General features: G+C 67.8%; 18 protein-coding genes. 11 read left to right on the forward strand and 7 right to left on the reverse strand.

Annotated elements, in window-relative coordinates; all coding sequences use genetic code 11:
* Position 1: 1 nt before the first annotated feature.
* From L6D89_RS29010 to L6D89_RS29020, 3 genes are read left to right on the forward strand one after another with little or no spacing between them, the layout of a single operon-like run.
* Entirely contained in the window at positions 2–919 is a 918-nt protein-coding gene (locus L6D89_RS29010; RefSeq protein ID WP_236201932.1) for an alpha/beta hydrolase, read from the forward strand.
* 10 nt (positions 920–929) lie between these two features.
* A complete protein-coding gene (locus tag L6D89_RS29015; protein WP_236201933.1) occupies positions 930–2,036 on the forward strand; it encodes a 3,4-dihydroxy-2-butanone-4-phosphate synthase in 1,107 nt (368 codons plus the stop codon).
* Position 2,037: 1 nt separating this feature from the next.
* Positions 2,038–3,261, forward strand: coding sequence for an NADH:flavin oxidoreductase (locus L6D89_RS29020; protein WP_236201934.1), 1,224 nt, complete (start codon positions 2,038–2,040; stop codon positions 3,259–3,261).
* A gap of 521 nt (positions 3,262–3,782) precedes the next feature.
* Here the strand turns inward: L6D89_RS29020 and surE are convergent.
* The 3 genes from surE to L6D89_RS29035 all read right to left on the reverse strand — a co-directional run bounded on the left by surE (position 3,783) and on the right by L6D89_RS29035 (position 7,850).
* On the reverse strand, positions 3,783–4,757 hold the full coding sequence (gene surE / locus L6D89_RS29025; protein WP_236201935.1) for a 5'/3'-nucleotidase SurE: 975 nt from the start codon (positions 4,755–4,757) through the stop codon (positions 3,783–3,785).
* A gap of 72 nt (positions 4,758–4,829) precedes the next feature.
* A complete protein-coding gene (locus tag L6D89_RS29030; RefSeq protein WP_233297706.1) occupies positions 4,830–6,206 on the reverse strand; it encodes a DUF1329 domain-containing protein in 1,377 nt (458 codons plus the stop codon).
* A 21-nt stretch (positions 6,207–6,227) separates the two neighbouring features.
* Positions 6,228–7,850, reverse strand: a complete 1,623-nt coding sequence (locus L6D89_RS29035) for a DUF1302 domain-containing protein (protein WP_236201936.1) — start codon at positions 7,848–7,850, stop codon at positions 6,228–6,230.
* A gap of 285 nt (positions 7,851–8,135) precedes the next feature.
* On the opposite strand from L6D89_RS29035, the gene L6D89_RS29040 reads away from it, so the two are divergent.
* Both L6D89_RS29040 and L6D89_RS29045 read left to right on the forward strand, forming a co-directional pair.
* A complete protein-coding gene (locus L6D89_RS29040) occupies positions 8,136–9,851 on the forward strand; it encodes an FAD-dependent oxidoreductase (protein WP_236201937.1) in 1,716 nt (571 codons plus the stop codon).
* Positions 9,844–10,722, forward strand: coding sequence for an SDR family NAD(P)-dependent oxidoreductase (locus L6D89_RS29045; RefSeq protein WP_236201938.1), 879 nt, complete (start codon positions 9,844–9,846; stop codon positions 10,720–10,722). The genes L6D89_RS29040 and L6D89_RS29045 overlap by 8 nt, the downstream gene beginning before the upstream one ends.
* Positions 10,723–11,395: 673 nt before the next feature.
* On the opposite strand, the gene L6D89_RS29050 is transcribed toward L6D89_RS29045, so the two are convergent.
* Positions 11,396–12,529 (reverse strand): LLM class flavin-dependent oxidoreductase, encoded by a 1,134-nt coding sequence (locus L6D89_RS29050; protein ID WP_054907172.1) that lies wholly within the window; start codon positions 12,527–12,529, stop codon positions 11,396–11,398.
* A gap of 229 nt (positions 12,530–12,758) precedes the next feature.
* Complete coding sequence (locus L6D89_RS29055) at positions 12,759–13,943, reverse strand: acyl-CoA dehydrogenase family protein (protein WP_236201939.1); 1,185 nt, start codon at positions 13,941–13,943, stop codon at positions 12,759–12,761.
* Between the two features lie 255 nt (positions 13,944–14,198).
* Between L6D89_RS29055 and L6D89_RS29060 the strand changes: the two genes are divergently transcribed.
* The 6 genes from L6D89_RS29060 (at position 14,199) to L6D89_RS29085 (ending at position 20,998) form a co-directional block, all read left to right on the forward strand.
* Complete coding sequence (locus L6D89_RS29060) at positions 14,199–14,717, forward strand: flavin reductase family protein (protein ID WP_236201940.1); 519 nt, start codon at positions 14,199–14,201, stop codon at positions 14,715–14,717.
* 5 nt (positions 14,718–14,722) lie between these two features.
* On the forward strand, positions 14,723–16,384 hold the full coding sequence (locus tag L6D89_RS29065) for an FAD-binding protein (RefSeq protein ID WP_236201941.1): 1,662 nt from the start codon (positions 14,723–14,725) through the stop codon (positions 16,382–16,384).
* A gap of 12 nt (positions 16,385–16,396) precedes the next feature.
* Positions 16,397–17,152 carry a glucose 1-dehydrogenase gene (locus tag L6D89_RS29070; protein WP_236201942.1) on the forward strand — a complete coding sequence of 252 codons (756 nt, stop codon included), beginning with the start codon at positions 16,397–16,399 and terminating at the stop codon, positions 17,150–17,152.
* 1 nt (position 17,153) lies between these two features.
* Positions 17,154–18,230: a ferredoxin--NADP reductase gene (locus L6D89_RS29075; protein ID WP_236201943.1), complete on the forward strand. Its 1,077-nt coding sequence runs from the start codon at positions 17,154–17,156 to the stop codon at positions 18,228–18,230.
* A gap of 375 nt (positions 18,231–18,605) precedes the next feature.
* Entirely contained in the window at positions 18,606–19,352 is a 747-nt protein-coding gene (locus tag L6D89_RS29080) for an SDR family NAD(P)-dependent oxidoreductase (RefSeq protein WP_236175089.1), read from the forward strand.
* A gap of 71 nt (positions 19,353–19,423) precedes the next feature.
* Positions 19,424–20,998, forward strand: coding sequence for a FadD3 family acyl-CoA ligase (locus tag L6D89_RS29085; protein ID WP_236201944.1), 1,575 nt, complete (start codon positions 19,424–19,426; stop codon positions 20,996–20,998).
* Positions 20,999–21,045: 47 nt separating this feature from the next.
* On the opposite strand, the gene L6D89_RS29090 is transcribed toward L6D89_RS29085, so the two are convergent.
* Entirely contained in the window at positions 21,046–21,411 is a 366-nt protein-coding gene (locus L6D89_RS29090; protein ID WP_205335200.1) for a type II toxin-antitoxin system RelE/ParE family toxin, read from the reverse strand.
* A gap of 9 nt (positions 21,412–21,420) precedes the next feature.
* Complete coding sequence (locus L6D89_RS29095; protein ID WP_236201945.1) at positions 21,421–21,672, reverse strand: type II toxin-antitoxin system Phd/YefM family antitoxin; 252 nt, start codon at positions 21,670–21,672, stop codon at positions 21,421–21,423.
* Positions 21,673–21,913 lie beyond the last annotated feature (241 nt).

The following is a 21,913-nucleotide window of genomic DNA, read 5'->3' on the forward strand; positions in this document are numbered from 1 at the left end:
TATGGCCCTCGATCCCCACATGCAGGCACTGCTGGAGCAGTTCGCCGGCGCCTTCGACCTGGACTTCCAGCAGCTCGACGCGGTGACCTACCGGCGCTTTGCCGATCAGGGGCTGGCTGCCGGTGAACCGCTGCCATTGGCCGAAGTGCGCGAGTTGCGCGTGGCCGGCGAGCTGCCCGCGCGGCTCTATCGTCCCAGTCATGAGCCCGGCCTGCCGCTACTGGTGTTCTTCCACGGCGGCGGCTTCGTCGCCGGCACTGTCGACACCCACGACGACCTCTGCCGGCGCATTGCGCTGGGCAGTGGCGCGGTGGTGGTGTCGGTGGGTTATCGGCTGGCGCCGGAAGCGCCGTTCCCGGCGGCACCGAACGACTGCTGCCAGGCGGTGGCCGAACTGGTGGCACGTGCTGCCGAACTGGAGGTAGATGCCACGCGCCTGGCCCTGGCCGGCGACAGCGCCGGCGGCAACCTGGCCATCGCCGCTGCGCGCCTGCTCAACCAGCGCGGCGGGCCTATTCCCGGCGCGCTGTGCCTGTTCTACCCGGTGACCGACCAGAGCTGCGGCAGCGCGTCCTACCGCGAGTTCGCCAGCGGCCACTTCCTCGAAGCGTCGATGATGCACTGGTTCTGGCGACAGTACCTGGGGAGCTGGCCGGCGCCGCTGGATGTCCTGGCTTCGCCGCTGCATGCCGCCGACCTGGGCGCACTGCCGCGGACGTTGCTGATGAGCGCCGAATGCGACCCGTTGCGCGACGAAGGCGAAGCCTTCGCCGAGCGCGCTCGTGCGGCCGGCGCCGATGTCGAATGCGTGCGTGCCGAGGGCATGTTGCACGGCTTCGCCAGCTTTGCGCCCTTCGTGCCGCGCGCCCAGGCCTACCTCGACGACGCGGCCGCCTGGCTGCGCGACGTGCTGCGCTGAGGTGCCGGGGATGACGCTGGACAGTCCGCTGCACCTGATCGAAGCGCTGCGCCAGGGCCGGCCGGTGATCCTGGTCGACGGCGAGGAAGAGGGCGGCGACGGTATGCTGGTGCAGGCTGCCGAATTCATCGATGACGCCGCGCTGAACTTCTTCGCCGTCGAGGCGCGCGGGCTGGTCTGCCTGGCGCTCACCGACGAACGCTGCGCGGCGCTCGGCCTGCGCCCGATGAGCGACAGCCCGCGCGGCGACAGCCTTGGCTTCATGGTCTCGATCGAGGCCGCGCAGGGCATCAGTACCGGCATCTCCGCCGCCGACCGCGCGCGCACCGTGCAGGTCGCGGTGGACCCGGCCAGCAGCCCGGCCGACCTGGTCAGCCCTGGCCATATCTTCCCGCTGCGCGCACTGCCCGGCGGGGTGATGAGCCGTGCCGGGCATGCCGAGGCGGCCTGCGACCTGGCGCGGCTGGCCGGGCTGCAACCGGCAGCGTTGCTCGCCGGCATCCTCGACGAAGCGGGCGAGAATGCCCGTGGTGAGGTACTGCGTGCGTTTGCCCAGCGCCACGGCCTGGCCATCGGCGGCATCGCCGAACTGATCCACCACCGCATCCTCCATGAAGGCACCATCGCCCGCGGTGCCGAACACCGTATCGATACCCGCCATGGGCCGTTCCGCGTATGCACCTACCACGATGCCTTCAAGGACGTGGTGCACCTCGCCCTGGTGCGTGGCCAGGTCGATTCGACCCGGCCGGTACTGGTCCGCGTGCAGGCGGTGGAGACCCTCCGCGACCTGCTCGCCGGCGAGCCGCCGCGCGGGCCGCAGCAGTGGAACCTCGAGCGCTCGCTGGCACGCATCGCCGCCGAAGGCAGCGGCGTGCTGGTGCTGCTGGCCCAGCAGGAAAGCGCCGCCGCCATCCTTGAGCAATTGGCGCGCGGGCCGGGGCTGCAGGCACCGAAGTTTGCCCAGCGCACCCTCGGTGTCGGCGCGCAGATCCTCCGCGACCAGGGCGTCCGCAAGATGCGCCTGATGAGTTTCCCGGTACCCTACAAGGCGGTCTCTGGCTTCGAGCTGGAAGTCGCTGAATTCGTCCCGTTCACCCAGCCCGAGGAGGACTGAGATGACCCCGCAGGAAGCACTGGACAAAGTCCTGGCTCCCACTCGCCTGGCCGGCCTCGCGCTGCGCAACCGGGTGATCAAGACCGCCACCTTCGAGGGCATGTGCCCAGGCGGTATTTCCGGCGCCGACCTGGCCGCGCACCACGCGCGGATGGCTCGCGGCGGTGTCGGTCTGACCACGGTGGCCTATTGCGGCGTATCGCCGGACGGCCTGACCTTCGCCGACCAGATGTGGATGCACGAAGGCATCTTCAGCCAGCTGCGCGGGCTAGCCGAGGCGGTGCACCGCGAGGGCGGCGCGATCTCCGCTCAGCTCGCGCACTGCGGCTTCTTCAGCCGCACGCGGCCGCAGAACATTCCGCGCCCGCGTGGGCCCAGTGCCGGGATCAACCAGTACGGGCTGTTCAGCGGCGTGCCGTTCGCCGGGGCAATGGGCGCGGCGGACATCCGCAAGACCCTGGCCGAGTATCGCGATGCGGCGGCGCTGGTGAAGCGCGCCGGCTTCGACGCCGTGGAAATCCACATGGGCCACGGCTACCTGCTCAGCCAGTTCCTCTCGCCGGCCACCAACCGCCGCAGCGATGCCTACGGCGGCAGCCTGGACAATCGCCTGCGCCTGCCGCTGGAAGTCCTGGCGGCGGTGCGCGAGGCGGTGGGCGAAGACTTCCCGATCCTCGCCAAGCTCAACCTCAGCGATGGCTTTGCCGGCGGGCTGGAGATCGACGACTGCTGCTACGCCGCCAGGCGACTGGCCGAGCACGGGCTGAATGCGCTGGTGATGAGCGGCGGCTTCACCAGCCGTTCGCCGATGTACCTGTTCCGCGGCGAGAGCCCGCTGGCGCAGATGATCCCGCTGGAACCCAACCCGCTGCAGCGCACGGCGATGAAGTGGTTCGGCGGGCGGCTGTTCTCCAGCCTGCCGTACACCGAGATGTACTTCCTCGACCAGGCGCGCCGGGTACGCCAGGCTACCGACATGCCGCTGGTTTACCTGGGCGGCGTGAGCCAGCGCGACAGCCTGCAGCGTGCGATGGCCGAGGGTTTCGATTTCGTCGCCCTGGGGCGTGCGCTGTTGCGCGATCCGGACCTGGTCAAGCGGGTGCGCAGCCAGGGCGAGGCCTACGCAAACGGCTGCAACCACTGCAATCAGTGCGTGGCGAGCATGGCCTTGCCGGGCGGCATTCGCTGCGTGCTCAACCAGCCGGACAGCTTCGCCCACCTCTAGGCGCAGGGTTGCTTGCGAACCTGAGCGCCCGGCGCCAGCCCATTCGCGAGCAAGCTCGCTCCTACAAAATCAAGAGCCCCTCTCCCACTGCGGGAGAGGGGCTCGTGTGGTGCAGGATGAATCTTCGGCGTCAGCCGGTGCGATATGCCCTCTCGCCCTGAGGGAAGGGCTGGGATGAGTGGAAACACAGCCGCGGACGTTTCCATCAATAGACAGTTGCTCCTGCAGCGGCTGGCTCATGCTCGCGCTTGCTGTCAGGGACGCACCGTACCGGCCCGACCTGTAGGAGCGAGCTTGCTCGCGAACCTGTTCGAGCGGGCACGGCGGCTGGCCGATCGCGCACCGATACCCTGTGCAAGGCAGTTGCTCCTGCGAGAGGCTCTTGCACCTGGGCTGGCCCCGAGCCTCTCCGCGTGAGAAGGCGCTGCCCGGTGTCCGTGTCAGCCAACTCGGACGGACAGTGGGGCGTATGAGCCCCGCGTCATACGCTGCAATCCGCACCTGCCCGGCATCCGCCGACTTCAGGGTTTCATGCCCTTCAATATTTCCTGTACCTGCCGCACAGCCTCGCGGCTGCCATTGAGGTCCGTCCCCACCACGCTGAGCACCGCATAGCCCTGGGTCAGCAGGTAGGCATCCTCCCGACGCTGACGCTCGTTCGGTGCTTTCGCGGTGCTGAGGTTCACGCGTGCACCGCCATCCTTGTCCGCCTGCACGGCGAAGACGATGGGCGACCAGTCGCTCACCGGCGCATATACCAGTCCGCGTACCTGGGCCGCCGGGCGTGCCGGGTAGTTGAGGTTCAGGCCCTGGCCGACGGGCAGGCCGAGCAGGTTGAAGTCGCACGCTAGCTTCTTCCCGCATGCCTTCTGCGCAGCCTGGCCGGCGGCGAGTGCGTGGTCGAGTACGCGCACGGCGAGGCGTGCGCTGTCGTCCAGGGCATCTCGGGTGCGCTGCATCCCGGCCTGGGGATCGCGCTGCATCAGCGGCAGGTCGATGGCGGTGGACACCGCCAGCGCCGGCACGCCCCGGCGCATGGCCCAGAGTGCGGCGTTGAGGGTGCCGGACATCTGGATCAGCGGGCCTGCGTTGTCGCCGAAATTGCTGCCGGAGACCAGCAGGTCCGGTGGATTGTCCTTGAGCAGCAGGTCGAGACCGGCGTTCACCGCATCCACCGGTGTGCCGATAGCCATGTTCTTGCCCGGCGGCAGGGCGAAGCCGGCGGGAGCGCCAACGCAGTACTGCTGGTCGGCGAGGCGGCTGATGGCCAGCGCCTGCCCGGGAGCGACCACGCTGGCGGCGCCGATACCGCTGTTGTCGGTGTCCGGCGCGACCAGCGTGACGTGGTGCCCCGCGGCACTCAGTTCGCGGTACAGCGCCTGGATGCCCGGTGTGCGGCAGCCGTCGTCATTGGTGAGCAGGATGTTCAGCGCACTGGCCTGCTGGGCGAGGCACAGGCCGGCCATGGCGATGGCGGCGCGGAGGAGGTTGTGCATGGAGCTTTCCTTGTTCTGCGGAGCAAAAGACAAAGCCCGCGCGGTGCCCCGCGCGGGCTTTCGAAGGCGACCTTACTGGCCGAGTTTGCGCATGTTGGCGGCGGTGAAGTAGTTGGCGTCGTAGTCGGCGCTGTTGAGCTTGGGCGCCGGCTGTTCGTTGGCCATGCGGTCGGCCAGGTAGGAGCCGGCGATGAGGTCGTGGAACAGCGCCACACGCGCCTGGTTCACCTGGATGTCGTAGGCGTAGACGGTGGTCTGCATGTTGGTGCGCCACAGCTGGCCACGGGAGTCGTAGTTGTCGGCCAGCGCGGCGGACCAGCTGTCCTCGTCGAGGTACAGGGTGCGCTTGCCGTAGATGTGCCGTGCGCCCGGTTTCAGCGTGGCTTCCACCACCCACACGCGGTGCAGCTCGTAGCGCATGAAGTCCGGGTTGACGTGATTGGGCGTGAGGATCTGCGAGTACTTCAGCGCCGGGTCGTCGAGCTTGTAGTTGTTGTAGGGGATATAGATTTCGCGCTTGCCGAGCATCTTCCAGTCGTAACGGTCCGGTGCGCCGTTGAACAGGCGGTCCTCGTCGATGGTGCGGAAGCCGCCCGCGCCCGTGGGCGTGTCATAGCCGACGGTGGGCGCACGGCGAACCCGGCGGGTTCCGGGCAGGTACTGCCAGCTCTGCCGCGGGCTGGCGACCGGGTCGAAGAACTCGTTGCCGCCGATGATCTCGCCCTTGGAACGTACCGGCTTGAGCGTGGTGATCATGAAGTGGCTCATCACGCCGCCGTCATAGCTCTGCAGCGAGCCGGTCGGCGAGCACCAGGGCGCGAGGATCTGGTAATGCACGGTCTGCAACGCCTGGTTGCCGTTGGAGTAGATCACCGCCTGGTCGTAGATGGCTTCCTCGCTGTTGGCGCGGGCCTGCAGGGCGTGGTTCCACATCAGCTCGTAGCCGTCCTTGGGGATCGGGAAGGGCGACGCACCGAAGGCGTTGCGCACGGCGTTGCCGCCGTCCACCAGTTCGGCGCTGGTGGCATTGGCCTTGATGTTGGCCTCGATCTTCTCGCTGAAGCGGAAGTCGCGGTGCGAGGGGTAGACCGGCATCCTGAACGTGTCGGGATAGCGCTTGAACAGGGCGCGCTGGCCATCGGTGAGGTGCTTGGAGTACTGCTCCATGTTCTGCGCGGTGATGACGAACAACGGCTTCTCGTCGGCATAGGGATCGGCATAGCGGCTGCCGGGGCCGTCGTACTTCACCTGGGGCGGCGCGCCGCGCCACTTGCCGGTCCACGCGGGGATGGTGCCCTCGGCATTGCCGGCTTTCTCGGCGCCCATCGGGGTGAGGTCCTGGCCGAGGCGCGCGGCCTCTTCGGGGCTGACCTTGGCCTGGGCCTGGGCGGACAGGCAGGCGAGTCCGGCGGACAGCAGCAGGGCGGGCAGATAAGTCTTGCGGTTCATGGTCTGGCTCCTTGGGCTGGGTCAGAAGCTGTATTTCGCGGTCAGCGAAAGGTTGTCGCGGTCCGCCAGCGTGGTTTCGCTCGGGTTGCCGAGGAACATGTTGTAGCGGGCTTCGAGGCTGAAATTGTTCAGGTAGCGCCAGGTGGTGCCGACGGCGAAGCGGTCGTCGCCTTCGCCCAGGCCGAAGCTGCCGGGCATGGACGAGTTGCCGTTGACGGCCTGGCTGAAGATGATCGGCACGCTCAGGTCCCAGCCGTTGAACACGTTGTTGTAGTCCAGCGTCAGGTTGAGGGTGTAACCCCAGGCGGAGCGGTCGTAGTAGAGCTTGTCGCTGTTGGGCGTGCGGATCTGCGCGACCCCGGCGCCGGTGGGCACGAACACGTCGAAGCTGGGCGCCTTGTCGTTGTCCATCACGCGGTTGTAGCCGACCTCACCGGTGAGCGTGGTGTTGTCGGCGAAGGGCAGGGCGCCATAGGAGTGGATGAACGACACCAGCGCCTGGGCGACGTTGGCGCGCACTGGTTGCGGTGTCAGGCCGGTGTCGACCAGCACCGGCTGGCCGTCGCGGTAGCTGATCTCGCCGCTGACGTTGGTCTCGCCGAGCATGCTGGAGAAGCTCGCGCCGTAGAGCTTGATGTCGTCGTAGAAGATCGCCCGGTAATTGCCGGTGTTCCAGTCGCTGAGGAAGTCCAGCTGCGGGCTGTGGTCGCTGAAGCGCAGGTAGTACAGGCCGAACTCGGTGTTGTTCAGCTGCTCCACCGTGTAGGTCAGCGCGGCGCCGTACTGGCCGCTGTTGCCGGGCGTCTCGTCGCCCAGGCGGCGCTGCTGGCCGGTGGAGTCGTTGAAGCCGCCTTCGTCGATGTAGTCGGTGGTGGAGAAGAAGTGCCCGACCGGGGTCAGCTCGTTGCGCTTCCACTGGTACTGGTAATACAGCTGCACGCCGAGGTTGTCGGTCAGGCTGTACTGGGTGAAGACCTGGCCCACCGGCAGGAACAGTTCCTTCACCTCGATACCCGGCGTGTTGGCCTTGGTGGCGTCCACCGGGCTCATCGCCCCGGAGATGCCGAAACCGTTGAACAGGCTCTCGCCCCAGGCCACCACCTGGTTGCCGGCGCGGGCGTTGAGGGTATGGCCGTTCAGGTCCCAGGTACCGTAGGCGTAGGTGTCGAGCAGGCGCAGGTCGTCGCCGGCCTGGTCCTCGGTCTCGCCGGAGAAGTGGTCGGGCTTGGAGCAGCGGCCGCCGGCGAAGCAGTTGGAGGTGCCGAAGTCGTTGTCGTTGCCGCGCTGGTAGACATCGTCATAGAAGCCGGTGGCGCGGACGAACAGGCCGTAGTCCTGGCGGAACTTGAAGTCCGCTTCGGTGAGGAAGCTGGCGCGGTTGTTGATCAGCGCGCCGCGGTCGAAGGCGTTGTCACCGTCGTCGCCGTTGGCGATGGCCGCGTTGCTGCCGCCGTTGGACAGCGCATGGGCGCGCTTCTCGGTACGCCAGGCCAGGCTGTAGCTCAGGGTGGTATCCCAGTTCACCTGCAGGTCGTCGTTGAACTGGTAGGACAGCGCCTGCGCCTGGCTGGCGAGGAGCAGGCCGCTGGTGCTGATCGCAAGGGCAAGGGGCAACGGCGGGAAGGCGATTCTTATTCTTGTCATCTCGTCCTCTGCTCGGGCAGGCGCTGTCGGCCAGACCCGGAAACGGTGTTGGCGGGAAAGTGGCGGGGCTGACTATGTGGTCACCCGAGTGCGTCAACATCGTCCAAAAAGACTAAGCCGGCGGGACGGGGCCGGGCCGCTCTGGCGCTAGTCCCATCGGACGATGCCGGGGCTTGGCGGGGGCGCGAACAATCGCCGGGCGAGCGTGGTTTTCCGCCACGCCAGATCCCGGAGAACAAGCGCATGAACGCAAGGGCGAGCGGCCAGCGAAGCCGCGAGTGGGACATGGAATGCGACGTCCTGGTGGTGGGCAGCGGCGCGGGCGGCATGACCGCCGCACTGCGCGCCCGCGACCTCGGGCTGGACGTTCTGCTGGTGGAGAAGAGCGACCGCTACGGCGGTACCACGGCGGTATCCGGCGGTGGTATCTGGATTCCCTGCAACCACCGGATCGCCGCCCTGGGCGGGCAGGATTCGGCGCAGGAAGCCATCCGCTACATCCGCACCGTCAGCCACGACCTGGTGGATGACGGCCGTGTCGAAGCCTATGTCGAGCACGGCCGGCGCATGGTCGAATACCTCGAAGGCAACAGCCGGGTGCGCTTCGAGGCCCAGGCGGAGTACGCCGACTACTACCCGGAAGTGCCCGGCGGCAAGCCCGGCTACCGCTCCATGGACCCGCTGCCCTTCGATGCCCGCGAACTGGGCGAGGAATTCGCGCGGATGCGCGAGCCGTCCCCCGGCACCCTGATGATGGGGCGCGTCGCCATGACCATGAAGGAAGCCCGCGTGCTGCTCTGCCGTGGCCCCGGCTGGGTTGGCCTGACCATGCGCATCCTCTGGCGCTACTGGCGCGACCTGCCCGCGCGTCTGAGCTCGCCGCGTGATCGCTTCCTGACCCTGGGCAACGCGCTGATTGCCGCGCTGCGCCGTTCGCTGCTGGATCGCCAGGTGCCGCTATGGCTGAACACCTCGCTGCAGGAACTGATCGAGGAAGACGGCCGGGTCATCGGCGCGGTGCTGCAGCGCGAAGGTCGGGTTCTTCGGCTTCATGCGAGACGCGGCGTGGTCATCGCCGCCGGCGGCTTCGAACGCAACCAGGCGATGCGCAGCCAGTACCATCCGCAGCCGTCGAATACCCAGTGGACTGCCACGCCGCCGTACAACACCGGCGACGGCATCCGCGCCGGCCAGCAGCTCGGCGCGGCCACCGCACTGATGGAGCACAGCTGGTGGGCGCCCAGCTCACAGGTCGCCGGTGAGGAAAAGGCCCGCGTGCTGTTCGTCGAACGCAACCTGCCCGGCTGCGTGATGGTGGACTCGGCCGGGCAGCGCTTCGTCAACGAAGGCGCGCCCTACACCGACATCGTCTACGCCATGTATGCCCACGACAGCAAGCAGGCGCGCAGCGTGCCGTGCTGGATGATCTTCGACGCCGAATTCCGCCGCAAATACCCCTGCGGCGCGCTGTTACCGGGCTACGCGCAGCCGGACAGCCGGGTGCCGAAGCATCTGCTGGGCTACTACCACAAGGCCGACAGCATCCAGGCGCTGGCCGGCGAGATCGGCGTCGATGCCGCCGGGCTTGCGCGCACACTGGAGCGTTTCAACCGCTACGCCGTGCTCGGCCAGGACCCGGACTTCCACAAGGGTGAATCCCTGTTCGACCGTTACTACGGCGACCCGCACGTGCAGCCCAACCCGTGCCTGGCGCCATTGCTGAAGGCGCCGTTCTACGCGGTGAAGATCGACGCCGGCGACATCGGCACCAAGGGCGGCCTGCTCACCGACGTGCATGCCCGCGTACTGCGCGAGGACGGCAGCGCCATCGACGGCCTCTACGCCATCGGCAACTCCGCCGCCTCGATGATGGGCGCCACCTATCCCGGCGCCGGCTCCACCATCGGCCCGGCGATGACCTTCGGCTTCCTCGCCGCCGAACACATCCAGCAGCAGGCCGGGCAGGCCCGCGCCCAACCGGAGGTATCGCGCCATGCCTGAGTCCACTTCCCCCATCGCCCTCGTCACCGGCGCCAGCCGTGGTGTCGGCAAGGGCATCGCCGAGGCTCTGGGCGCTGCCGGCATGACCGTCTACGTCACCGGGCGCTCGGTCGAGTCGGGCAACGCACGCCTGCGCGGCCAGGTGATGCACGGCAGCATCCACGAGACGGCGGCGGCCATCGACGCCGCCGGCGGCAAGGGCATCGCCGTGCAGTGTGACCACGCCGATGACGAGCAGGTGCGCGGGTTGTTCCAGCGCATCGACGCCGAGCACGGCCGCCTCGACCTGCTGGTGAACAACGTCGCCTTCATCCACGAACAACTGATCGATCCCGGCCCATTCTGGGAGAAGCCGCTGGAGCTGGTGGACATCCTCGACATCGGCCTGCGTTCGGCCTACGTCGCCAGCTACCACGCCGCACCCCTGCTGCTGCGCGCACCGAAGGCCCTGGTGGCGTTCACCTCATCCTTCGGCGCCGGCTGCTACATGCACGGCCCGGCCTATGGTGCGCAGAAGGCCGGCGTGGACAAGCTCGCGGCAGACATGGCCATCGACTTCGAAGGCACCGGCGTGGCGGCGCTGTCCCTCTGGCTCGGCCCGCAACTGACCGAGCGCACCGCCATCGCCGGCCAGGCCCGCGCCGAGCAGTACGAGGCCTTCCTCGCCATGGCCGAAACGCCGCAGTTCAATGGGCGGATCATCCAGGCGCTGCTCGCCGACCCGGAACTCGCGCAGCTCTCCGGGCAGACCCTGGTCAGCGCCGAACTGGCGTTGCGCTATGGCATCCAGGAAGCCGACGGCCGCCAGCCACCGTCCTGGCGCGAGCAACTGGGCGCGCCACGGGTGCAGCATCCGGCGCGGGTGATCTGAACCGAGTGGTTGCGCGGCGGTAGAAATGCCGCAGCTGTTGTGCGCCCCACGCCGTGACCCGGCGTGGGGCATTTGCGTTCGTGGGCGGCATGCTTTTCGGTAGAGCGGTTCGCGAGCAAGCTCGCTCCTACAGTGACCATTTGCATCAGGCGCAGCTCTTTGTAGGAGCGAGCTTGCTCGCGAACAGGGCCTGCTCGATGCGCCTGTTGTGCGCCCCACGCCGTGACCCGGCGTGGGACATTTGCGTTCGTGGGCGGCATGCTTTTCGGTAGAGCGGTTCGCGAGCAAGCTCGCTCCTACAGTGGCCACCTGCATCCGCGCAGCTCTTTGCAGGAGCGAGCTTGCTCGCGAACAGAACCCGCTCGATGCGCCTGTTGCGCCCCACGCCGGGATTCGGCGTGGGGCGTTTGCGTTCGCGGGCGGCATGCTTTTCGGTAGAGCGGTTCGCGAGCAAGCTCGCTCCTACAGTGACCATTTGCATCCGCGCAGCTCTTTGTAGGAGCGAGCTTGCTCGCGAACAGAGCCTGCTCGATGCCAATCCGTAGGGCTTACTACGCCCGGTGTTGCACGCCGTTTGCCAGCTGCCGGTTTCGACGATGATCGGCCAGGCAAGTTCTGCGCAGCAAAACAAAACGGGCCCCGAAGGGCCCGTCCTGGTGGTTCCGCTCCAGCCTCAGGCGATCTGCAGCTTGTCGCGGAAGTAGGGGATGACCTTCTCGCCGATGTTCTTCAGCGTCTCGATCTGTGCCCACTGCGGCACGGTGCCCATCTGGCAGATGAACAGGATCTCGTCGGCGCCAGCGTCGATCAGGCGCTGCACGTAGCCGATGCAGTCGTTCACCGTGCCGTAGGCGTGGTTGGGGTTCATCATCGCCATGGTCGGATCGGAGAAGTCCACGGTCACTTCCTCGGAGGCGAAGCGCGAGCGGATCACCGCCTGGCCGTTGCCGTCGACGAAGGTATCGTCCTGCCACTTGGCCGGGTCCGGGCGCTCGCCGCCGGCGTACCAGTAGGCGAGCGATTCCATGAAGTAACGCTGGCCACGGACGCCGATGGCGCGGGCCTTCTCGTTGTCGTCGAGGACAATGGCCGGGCACAGCGCGGCGATGTGGCGGTTCGGGCGGAAGCCGACCTGGTTGGCCTCGTCACGGTTGTCCCAGGCCTCGTGGTACACCGCGACCTTCTTGGCGATCTCTTCCGGGCCGCCGAAGCCCAGCACCAGCGCGCCCATGCCGCGGCCGCCGGCGTTCTTCAGCGATTCGGTGTTGGTGCAGGCCAGGTACATCGGCGGGTGCGGGTCCTGGTAGGGCTTGGGATGGATCGGCCGCCGGGGAATCTTCACGTACACGCCGTCGTGCTCGATCTCGTCCTGCACGAACATCTTCGGGATCAGGTACATGGCTTCGTCGATCTGCGGCTGCAGGGTCGCCAGGTCGTAGCCGAAGGTGCCGGCTTCCTGCTGGGTGCCGCCCTTGCCGACGCCGAAGTGCACGCGGCCGCCGGACAGCAGGTCGAGGGTGGCGATGCGCTCGGCGACCTTCACCGGGTGGTTCATCGCCGGCGGCAGGCAGACCACGCCGTGGCCGATGCCGATGCGCTGGGTCTTGCCGGCGACGAAGGCGAGCATGGTTTCCGGCGCGGACATGTGCGAGTAGTTGGTCAGCGCGGTGTGCTCAACGCACCAGAAGGTGTCGAAGCCGAGCTGGTCGGCCAGCACGGCCTGCTCGACGGTTTCCTCGAAGATGCGGCGGTCGCCTTCGCGGGTGCTGTCCAGCGTCTGCGCTTCGTAGATCAGAGAGAATTTCATGGGATGCGTCCCTTGTCAGGTTTGGCGGGCCGACGGGCTCTGCCTCGTGGCCATGTTCGATGTTCGCCGGCGCCGCGGAATCGCCCGAACGGACTACGCCGAAGTGCCGGGGGGCAGGGGAGTCGGGACGTAGGATGGGTGGAGCGGAGCGATACCCATGCTGTCTGTCGACAGCCGCTGCATGGGTATCGCAGGCTCCACCCATCCTACGGGTGCTCCCGGGCCGGGCTCAGAGGAAGAAGTCCGTGGAGTCCTGGCCCATGCTCACGCCGCCGAGGTTCCAGGCGTACTTGGCCGGGCTGTTGGCGACGTGGGCGCGGCCGGTGTGGATGTCGCGGAAGGCGCGGTTGATCGGGTGCTCGCGGAAGATGGTGGCGGCGCCGCTGTTGAACATCAGCGTGCTCGCCGCGCGGGCGCACTTGTCCGCGACCAGGGCGGAGTCGTAACGCATCTTCACCCGCTCGGGCATGCTCAGCGGCTCGCCGTCGCGGGCGCGCTGCATCATCACCTCGAAGTTGCGCAGCAGCACGGTGCGGCACTCGTCGGCGACCACCATGGCATCGGCCAGCGCCTGCTGTGCGCCGGCGTCCTGGCCCATCCTGCGGCCGTCGTTGACGCCCACGCGGGCGCGGTTGTGCTCGATGAACAGGTTCACCGCGCCCTGCAGCGCGCCGATGGCCGCCGAGGACACTGCGCGGACGAAGATCTGCCCGAATGGCAGACGGAACAGCGGCGCACTGTTCACTGCGTTGCCCGGGCTGTTCTGCATGAAGCCGTCGAGGGCGCGGTGCGTGCGGTACTCGGGGACGAAGGCGTCTTCCACCAGCACATCGTGGGAGCCGGTCGCCTCCAGGCCCATCACGTTCCAGTTGTCGAGCACCTGGTAGTCACTGCGCGGCACCAGGAAGGTACGGTAGTCCGGCGCGCCGCCCGGCTCGCTCGGCGGCACCAGCGCACCGAGGAAGGCCCACTGGCAATGCTTGCTGCCGCTGGAGAAACCCCAGCGTCCGGAGAGGCGGAAGCCGCCCTCCACCGGCGTGACCTTGCCCACCGGCATGTAGGACGAGGAGATCAGTACGCTGGAATCCTTGCCCCACACATCCTGCGCGGCGCGGTCGTCGAACAGCGCCAGCTGCCAGTTGTGGATGGCCACCACGCCCAGCACCCAGGCCGACGACATGCAGCCTTCGGCGAGGGTCATCTGCACGTCGAAGAAGTCTTTCGGCTCCAGCTCGTAGCCTTCCCAGCGCGCCGGCTGGAGGATGCGGAAGAACCCGGCTTCATGGAAGTCGCGAAGGGTTGCCTCCGGCAGTTGTCCTTCACGGGCGGCGTCGGCGGCGCGTTCGCGCAGCACCGGCACCAGCTCGCGGGCGCGCTGGCGCAGGCGCTGACGGATCAGGTCGTGGTCGAGCATCTTGTTGTTCTCCTGTGGTCGCCCGGTGGGGCGGTGCTCGGTCTCCCGCGTCGGATCGCAGGGGCCTTCGCGGGCATTTGAACAACGCGGGAATTCGCCCACATCCCACAAACGGACCATATCGGCGCGCTGCTCGGGCGCGGCACCGACTAGTCCCCTCGGACGATGTTGCGCAGCGGGCACCACCACAGAATCCATCGCACAACACCTCAGCCCAACACCTCAGTCCAACAAGACCCAGCGAGGCCCCGTGCGATGAACCAGGACACTCTGAAAGCCGACATGCTCCAGGCCATGCGCCGGCTCGCCAAGTCGGTGACCATCATCACCACCAGCGATGGCCGCGAGCGCTACGCCATGTCGGCCACGGCGGTGGATTCGCTGTCCACCGAGCCGCCGTCGCTGCTGATCTGCGTGAACCAGACCGCCTCGCTGCACCGCGTACTGGAGGCCGGCGCGGACTTCTGCGTGAACATCCTCGGCCAGGAGCAGGAGCACCTGTCGCACCTGTGCAGTGGCCCGGTGAAAGGCGAGGGGCGCTTCGCCAGCGGCGACTGGCGCACCTCCGAGTGTGGCGTGCCGTACCTGGCGGACGCGCAGTCCAGCGTGGTTTGCGAGCAGGACGGGCGCTTCACCTACGGCACCCACACGGTGTTCATCGGGCGTATCCGCGAGATTCGCAACACCCCGCGCATCACCCCGCTGATCTACGTGAACGGCACCTACACCACCGCCGTCGCCGTGCAGGCGCCGAGCGTGGCGGCGGCGGGCTGATCGCCATGGCCGGCACACTGCCGATCGCCCCGCTGCGCCTGGAAGCAGGCGAGCGCCTGGCCTGGCACGCCGAGACCGACCTGCTGGTGGTCGGCTTCGGCGGCGCCGGCGCCTGTGCCGCCCTGGAGGCCCGCGAACGCGGCCTTGAAGTGCTGGCCCTGGACCGCTTCGCCGGCGGTGGCGCTACCGCGCGCAGTGGCGGGGTGGTCTATGCCGGTGGCGGCACGCCGTACCAGCGCGAGGCCGGTTACAGCGACGACGCCGAGGCGATGTTCCGCTACCTGCAGGGTGAAGTCGGTGACGCCGTGCAGGGCGACACCTTGCGCGATTTCTGCGAGCGCAGCGTCGACCAGCTCGCCTGGCTGGAGCGCCAGGGCGCGCGCTTCGAAGCCAGCCTGCCGCCGCAGAAGACGTCCTATCCCAGCGACCGTTTCTACCTCTATTACTCGGGCAATGAAGCCGTGCCGGCCTACGCCAGCCTGGCGCAACCGGCGCCGCGCGGGCACCGCAGCAAGGGCCGCGGCATGTCGGGCGCGGCGCTGTTCGCGGCCTTGCGTGCTGCGGCGCGGGAGAAAGGCGTGCAGCTCTACCGCCAGTGCGAAGTACGTCGGCTGGTGCAGGATGCCAGCGGCGCGGTGGTCGGCGTCGAGGCCTGGCGCCTGCCGCCGGGCAGCTTCGCCGCGCGCCGGCATGCCTGGCTGAGCCGCCTGGCAACCGGCCTGCACCCCAATGCGCCGCCGCTGGCCGAGCGCTTGATCGCTGCCCTGCGGCGCATCGAGGAGCGTCATGCGCGGCCGCTGCTGATCCGCGCGCACAAGGGCGTGCTGCTCAGTGCCGGCGGTTTCATTTTCAACCGCGAGATGCTCGCCGAGCATGCGCCGCGGTACCTGGCCGGCCTGCCGCTGGGGACGCCGGGCTGCGATGGCAGCGGCATCCGCCTGGGGCTCGGCGCCGGTGCTGCGACGCAACGCCTGGACAAGGTCAGTGCCTGGCGCTTCATCAATCCGCCGCTGGCCTGGGCCCGTGGCGTGATCGTCAACGCTCAGGGCGAGCGCTACTGCAACGAAGAGGTCTACGGCGCCACCCTCGGCCACGCAATGGTGGAGGAGCAGGGCGGCCGCGCCATCCTGATCCTCGACCGGGCGCTGCTCAGGGAGTCGCTGCGCGAGGTCGGGCCGGGCAAGGTCTGGTCGTTCCAGCGCCTGCCGGTGCTGCTCAACCTGCTGTTCAACCGCCGCCGGGGCGACACGCCCGCAGCGCTGGCCCGCGCCATCGGCGTGCCGGCGCAGAACCTGCAGCACACGCTGGAGGAGTACAGCCGCGCCGCGCGGGGTGAACACACCGACGCCTTCGGCAAGTCTGCGGCGATGCTCGCCGATCTGGACGATGGCCCCTGGTACGCCCTGGACCTGTCCTTCGACAGCAAGCTCTTCCCCTGTCCAGCCATCACCCTCGGCGGGCTGCGCGTGTGCGAGCGCAGCGGTCGCGTGCTGGACCATGCTGGCGCGGCGATTCCAGGGCTGTACAGCGCCGGCCGCAACGCGGTGGGTGTCGCTTCCAACCTCTACGTATCCGGCCTGTCCATCGCCGACTGCGTGTATTCCGGCCGTCGCGCCGCCGCCCACATGGCGGTGCGCGTGCAGGCCGCCACTCCCGAAACCGCCTGAAGGAAAACAAGCATGAATCGAGTACAAGGCAAGGTCTGCATCGTCACCGGCGCCGCCAGCGGCATCGGCCGCGAGGACGCGCTGCTGCTGGCCGGCGAGGGCGCCCGCGTGGTCCTCACCGACCTCAACGAGGAGGCCGGCCACGCGCTGGCCGAGCAGATCGGCGGCGACGCGCTGTTCATCCGCCACGACATCGCCAGCGAGAGCGACTGGCAGACTGTGGTGAAGACCACCCTGGAGCGTTTCGGCCGCCTCGACGTGCTGGTCAACAACGCCGCGATCCTCGCCCTGGGCAGCATCGAGGACACCAGCCTGGAGCTGTGGCGCAAGGTGCAGACCATCAACGGCGAGGGCTATTTCCTCGGTTGCAAGTACGCCATCGCGGCCATGAAGGAGAGCGGCGGCGGTTCCATCGTCAACATGTCTTCGGTGGCGGCGCTGGGCGGCATGCCGGCGTTCTGCGCCTACTCCGCGTCCAAGGGCGCAGTGGCGGCGATGACCCGTTCCATTGCCCTGCACTGCAAGCAGCAGGGCTACCGCATCCGCTGCAACAGCGTGCACCCGGACGGCGTCAACACGCCGATGACCCAGGCCCTGGCCGGCGGCCAGCCGATCCCGCAGGAGGCGCTGGACGCCGACCCGATGAACCGCATGTGCGCGCCGCAGGATATCGCCAATGTGGTGCTGTTCCTCGCTTCGGACGAGTCGCGCTTCATCAACGGCGCCGAGATCCGCGTGGACAACGCCCAGCTGATCAGCGGTATCTGAAATGGGTAGCGCGCAGCCCCTGGCGCCCCAGGCATCGAGCGTTGCCGGCAGCTTTCAGCTGGAGGTGGCCGAGGTCATCGAGGAAACCGCCGATGCGCGCTCGCTGGTGCTGCGCGTGCCGGCACCACTGGCCGAGCGCTTCACCTACCAGGCCGGGCAGTTCCTCGGCTTCCGCGTCAGCGTGGCGGGCAAGCGCCTGCTGCGCTGCTACTCCATGTCCAGCGCGCCGGGGCTCGACGCGGCGCTGCGGGTGACGATCAAGCGCGTCGAGGGCGGGCGTGTCTCGAACTGGATGAACGACAACATTCGCCCCGGCGATTGCCTGGAGGTGCTGCCGCCTGCGGGGCACTTCCACCTGGGCGCGGAGCAGCGTGACCTGCTGCTGTTCGGTGGCGGTTCGGGCATCACGCCGGTGTTTTCCATCCTGCGCGAGGGACTGGCCAGCCGCGATTGCCGCATCCGCCTGGTGTACGCCAACCGTGATACCGATTCGGTGATCTTCCGCGAGGCGTTGCGCAGCCTGCTGCGCGAGCATGGCGAGCGCCTGCAGGTGATCCATGTGCTGGACAGCGTGCAGGGCTTTCTCGCCGCCAGCGATGTGCGCCATCTGCTGCGTGGCTGGGAGGATGCCGAGTGTTTCATCTGCGGCCCCGGCCCGTTCATGGATACCGTGGAGAACGGTCTGCTGGCGGCGGGCGTGCCGTCGGCGCGGGTGCACGTCGAACGCTTCGTCTCGCCGCCCGATCCGGACGAGCTGGAAGCCGCCGACGAGCAGGCCCGGCGCGCCACCGCGGGGCTGCAGGTGGAGCGGCTGACCGTCAGCCTCGATGGCGCCGAACATGAGATTGCCTGCGCCGCCGGCGAAACCCTGCTGGAAAGCTGCCGCCGTGCCGGGCTGGCGCCACCGGCGTCCTGCGAGGAGGGCTTCTGCGGTGCCTGCATGTGCCGGGTGGAGCAGGGCGAGGTGCTGCTGCCGCGCAACGATGTGCTCAGCGCCGCCGAGCTGGCCGAAGGCTGGACCCTGGCTTGTCAGGGGCGTGCGGGCAGCCGCGAGGTGCGCGTGTGCTTTCCGGATTGAGGCCGGATAGAAAGATTGCTCTCGAGTGAGGGGCGGTGCCTGCCCCCTTTTTCGCCCGGCTCTGCCGGGCTTTTTTTCTTCCTGCAGGAGCGAGCTGGCTCGCGAACGCACTCTGCCGCCTGTCCCAGTGTGTGCGGGATTCGCGAGCAAGCTCGCTCCTACAAAAAGCGGCACTTGCTGAATCTCGTGTGGGCGCCAGCGTTCTTCGCCGTGCGGGTGCCGGCGGATGACCTGTTCCAGCCTGCGCGGTCTGCTGCGCCCCTACGAAAAACGGGGCTTGCGCAGCGGCTAGTCCCAATGGACGATTTGCCGCCGCCGCCGGCTCGCTAGTCTGCGGCGCAGAGCAAACCGACAACAACAAGCAGAGGTGTGCGAATGAATCGACTGCAAGGCAAGATCGCCGTGGTCACGGGTGCGGCATCGGGTATCGGGCTGGCCTGCGCCCGTTGTTTCGCCGAAGAGGGCGCCCAGGTCGTCGGCCTGGACGTGGGCCAGGCGCCGGCGGACTTCCCCGGCCTGTTCATGGCCCTGGACGTGCGCGACGAGAACAACGTGCAGCAGGTGATGGGTGAAGTCGTCTCGCGCCACGGCCGCCTCGACGTACTGGTCAACGCCGCGGGCGTCGCCAGCCAGGGCAGCGTCACCGCGTCGCCCACCAGCGAGTGGCAGCGTGTGCTGGACATCAACCTCACCGGCACCATGTACACCAGCAAGCACGCGGTAGCGCAGATGGTCGAGCAGCGCAGCGGTTCGATCATCAACATCGGCTCGATCTTCGGCCTGCAGGGCTGCGACGGCAACACGGCCTATAACGTCGCCAAGGGCGGCATCAACCAGCTGACGCGCTCCATGGCCATTGACTACGGCCACGCCAACGTGCGGGTCAATGGCCTCTGCCCGGGGCTGATCGAAACCCCGATGACGCAGATGGTCCGCGAGCAGGAAGCCTTCCACGCCTTCTTCGCCTCGCAGCACATGCTGTGCCGCGCCGGGCAGCCGGAGGAGGTAGCCAAGGTGGCGCTGTTCCTGGCTTCCGACGACGCGTCCTTTGTCAGCGGGCAGATGATTGCCGTCGACGGTGGTTTCTCCGCCGGCCGCCGCTTCGCGCCGCCCCAGGCCTGATACCGGCCTTGTCAGCGGGCCGGCGCGATGCCGGCCCACTTTCGATTTCCGTTCGCCTTGAGCTGCCCGCCATGAACTGCCCGCCGTCCGCCCTGACCATTCCCCAACTGCTTGCCGCCACGGCGTCCACCTATGCTGGCCTGCCGGCCATCGAGGATGGCGACGTCCGCCTGAGCTACCGCCAGCTCGACGATGCACGTCGGCGCGCCGCGCGGGCGCTGCTGGCGCTGGGCGTCGGCCATGGCGAACGGGTCGCGCTGTGGGCGCCGAATGTCTGGGAATGGATAGTCGCGGCGACGGCGCTGCAAAGTGTCGGCGCCGTGCTGGTGCCGCTCAATACCCGGATGAAGGGCGCCGAGGCGGCCCTGGTGCTGCGCGAAAGCGGCGCCAGCCTGTTGTTCGTGATGAGCGAGTTCCTCGGCATCGACTTCCCGGCGTTGCTGGACGACGAAGAGCTACCGGCGTTGCGCCAGCGCGTGATCCTGCGTGGTTCCCGGGAGCGCGCGCTGGATTGGCCAAGCTTCCTCGCATTGGCCGATGACATCGACGACAGCGCCCTGGAACAGCGCCAGGCGGCGATTCACGCCGACGATCTGTGCGACTTGCTGTTCACTTCCGGCACCACCGGCAAGCCCAAGGGCGTGATGACCGCCCACGGGCAGAACCTGCAGCTGGTGCGCGACTGGAGTGAAATGGTCGGCCTGCGTGAAGGCGACCGCTACCTGATCGTCAATCCGTTCTTCCACAGTTTCGGCTACAAGGCCGGCTGGCTGGCGGCACTGATGCGCGGGTGCTGCATCCTGCCGCAAGCGCTGTTCGATGTGCCGCTGCTGCTGCAGCGCGTGGCCGCCGAACGGGTGACTGTACTGCCTGGCCCGCCGACGCTCTACCAATCACTGCTGGCCCATCCGCGCCGCAGCGAGTTCGACCTGTCTTCCTTGCGCGTGGCGGTCACCGGGGCTGCTTCGGTGCCGGTGGAGATGGTCCGGCGCATGCGCAGCGAGCTGGGCTTCGAGACCATCGTCACCGCCTACGGCCTCACCGAGACCTGCGGCTTCGTCACCATCTGCCGCCCTGGCGACGCCGCCGAGACCATTGCCACCACCAGTGGCCGGGCCTTCCCCAACGTCGAGGTGCGCTGTATCGATCCCCACGGGCGCAGCGTGGCGCCGGGCGAGCCGGGGGAAGTGGTGGTGCGTGGCTACAACCTGATGCGCGGCTACTTCAACAATCCCGAAGCGACCGCCGAGGCAATTGACTGCGACGGCTGGCTGCACACCGGCGACGTCGGCGTGCTCGATGAGCATGGCTACCTGCGCATCACCGACCGGCTCAAGGACATGTTCATCAACGGCGGCTTCAACGTGTATCCGGCGGAAGTCGAGCAGACCATCCTCGGCTACCCCGGCGTGGCCCAGGCCGCAGTGATCGGCATCCCCGACGAGCGCCTGGGGGAGGTGGCCATGGCGTTCCTGTTGCCGGCTTCGGGCCAGGCGATCGACCTGGACGCCTTCCTCGCCTGGTGCCGCGAGCGCATGGCCAACTACAAGGCGCCACGCCGGGCCATGCTGCTCGATGCACTGCCGCTCAATGCCGCCGGCAAGGTGACCAAGGCGGCGTTGCGGGAGTTGGCGGCGAGCTCCTGAATGCACAAGCCCCACTTGGACGCGGCTTTCCTGGAATCAGACGGACGCTAATTGTTCAGGAACGGATCGTGTGCGAGGTAGGTGCAGTAGTCGACCAGCACCTTGCGCGCATCCTGCCGCTCATGGATCACCAGGTGGACTACCACGGCGTCGTTCAACACCTGATAGAACACTCGATAGCCGTCCTGCGTAACGTACTCGCGGAACTCCGTCAGGCCGGTGTGCTCGGCGACTTCGCGGGAGATCGGATAGCCCAGTGGTGCGTTCGATAGCGCTTGCACCAGCTCATCCAGGAGTGCATCGATGTGCTGCGCGGCCTTTTCTTTCCCAGCCCTCGCAGCCAGGAAATCTTCCCGGTCCATGATCAGGCTGTCGGCGATCGGCGTGGTGAGGACAGGTCGGCGCTGACTCATGGGATTCCCTTACGGCTCGCTGGAGCGCCTCTTGGCCAGCCGGCTGCGCAGGTCGTCCACGGTGTTGGATTTCCCCTCGGCGTGCTGCCGCGAACTGATGGCGAGCAGCTTGACCAGCGCGAGCGCCTTCTCCCGTCTGACGGACTCCTCGTAGGACTCCACCACCAACTTGGGCAGGCCATTCTGGGTGACGACCATGGGCTCCGACAGGTCCAGATCCGCGGCGTGTTTCTTCAGGAAACTGATGGTCTCGATTCGCATGGAGCGTACCTCGATTGCGTGCGCATTCTGAAACGTAGTGGTCCAAATTTAGACTGTATATGGATTCATGGTCAATTCCGGCTGACCATTGACCGTATTCACCAGTAGGTGGCACACCCCGCCGAGCTCCATTCAAACCTGCTCCCCGCGGCCCTTTTGCGCTAGTCCCATTGGACGATGTTGGCCACCGCCCGCGCTGTTTGAATCCTCATCACCAGCCGATCCGCACGACGCATCGGCG

The sequence above is a fragment of the Pseudomonas pseudonitroreducens genome (assembly GCF_021603645.1).
In the GTDB taxonomy this organism is placed as follows: domain Bacteria; phylum Pseudomonadota; class Gammaproteobacteria; order Pseudomonadales; family Pseudomonadaceae; genus Pseudomonas; species Pseudomonas pseudonitroreducens.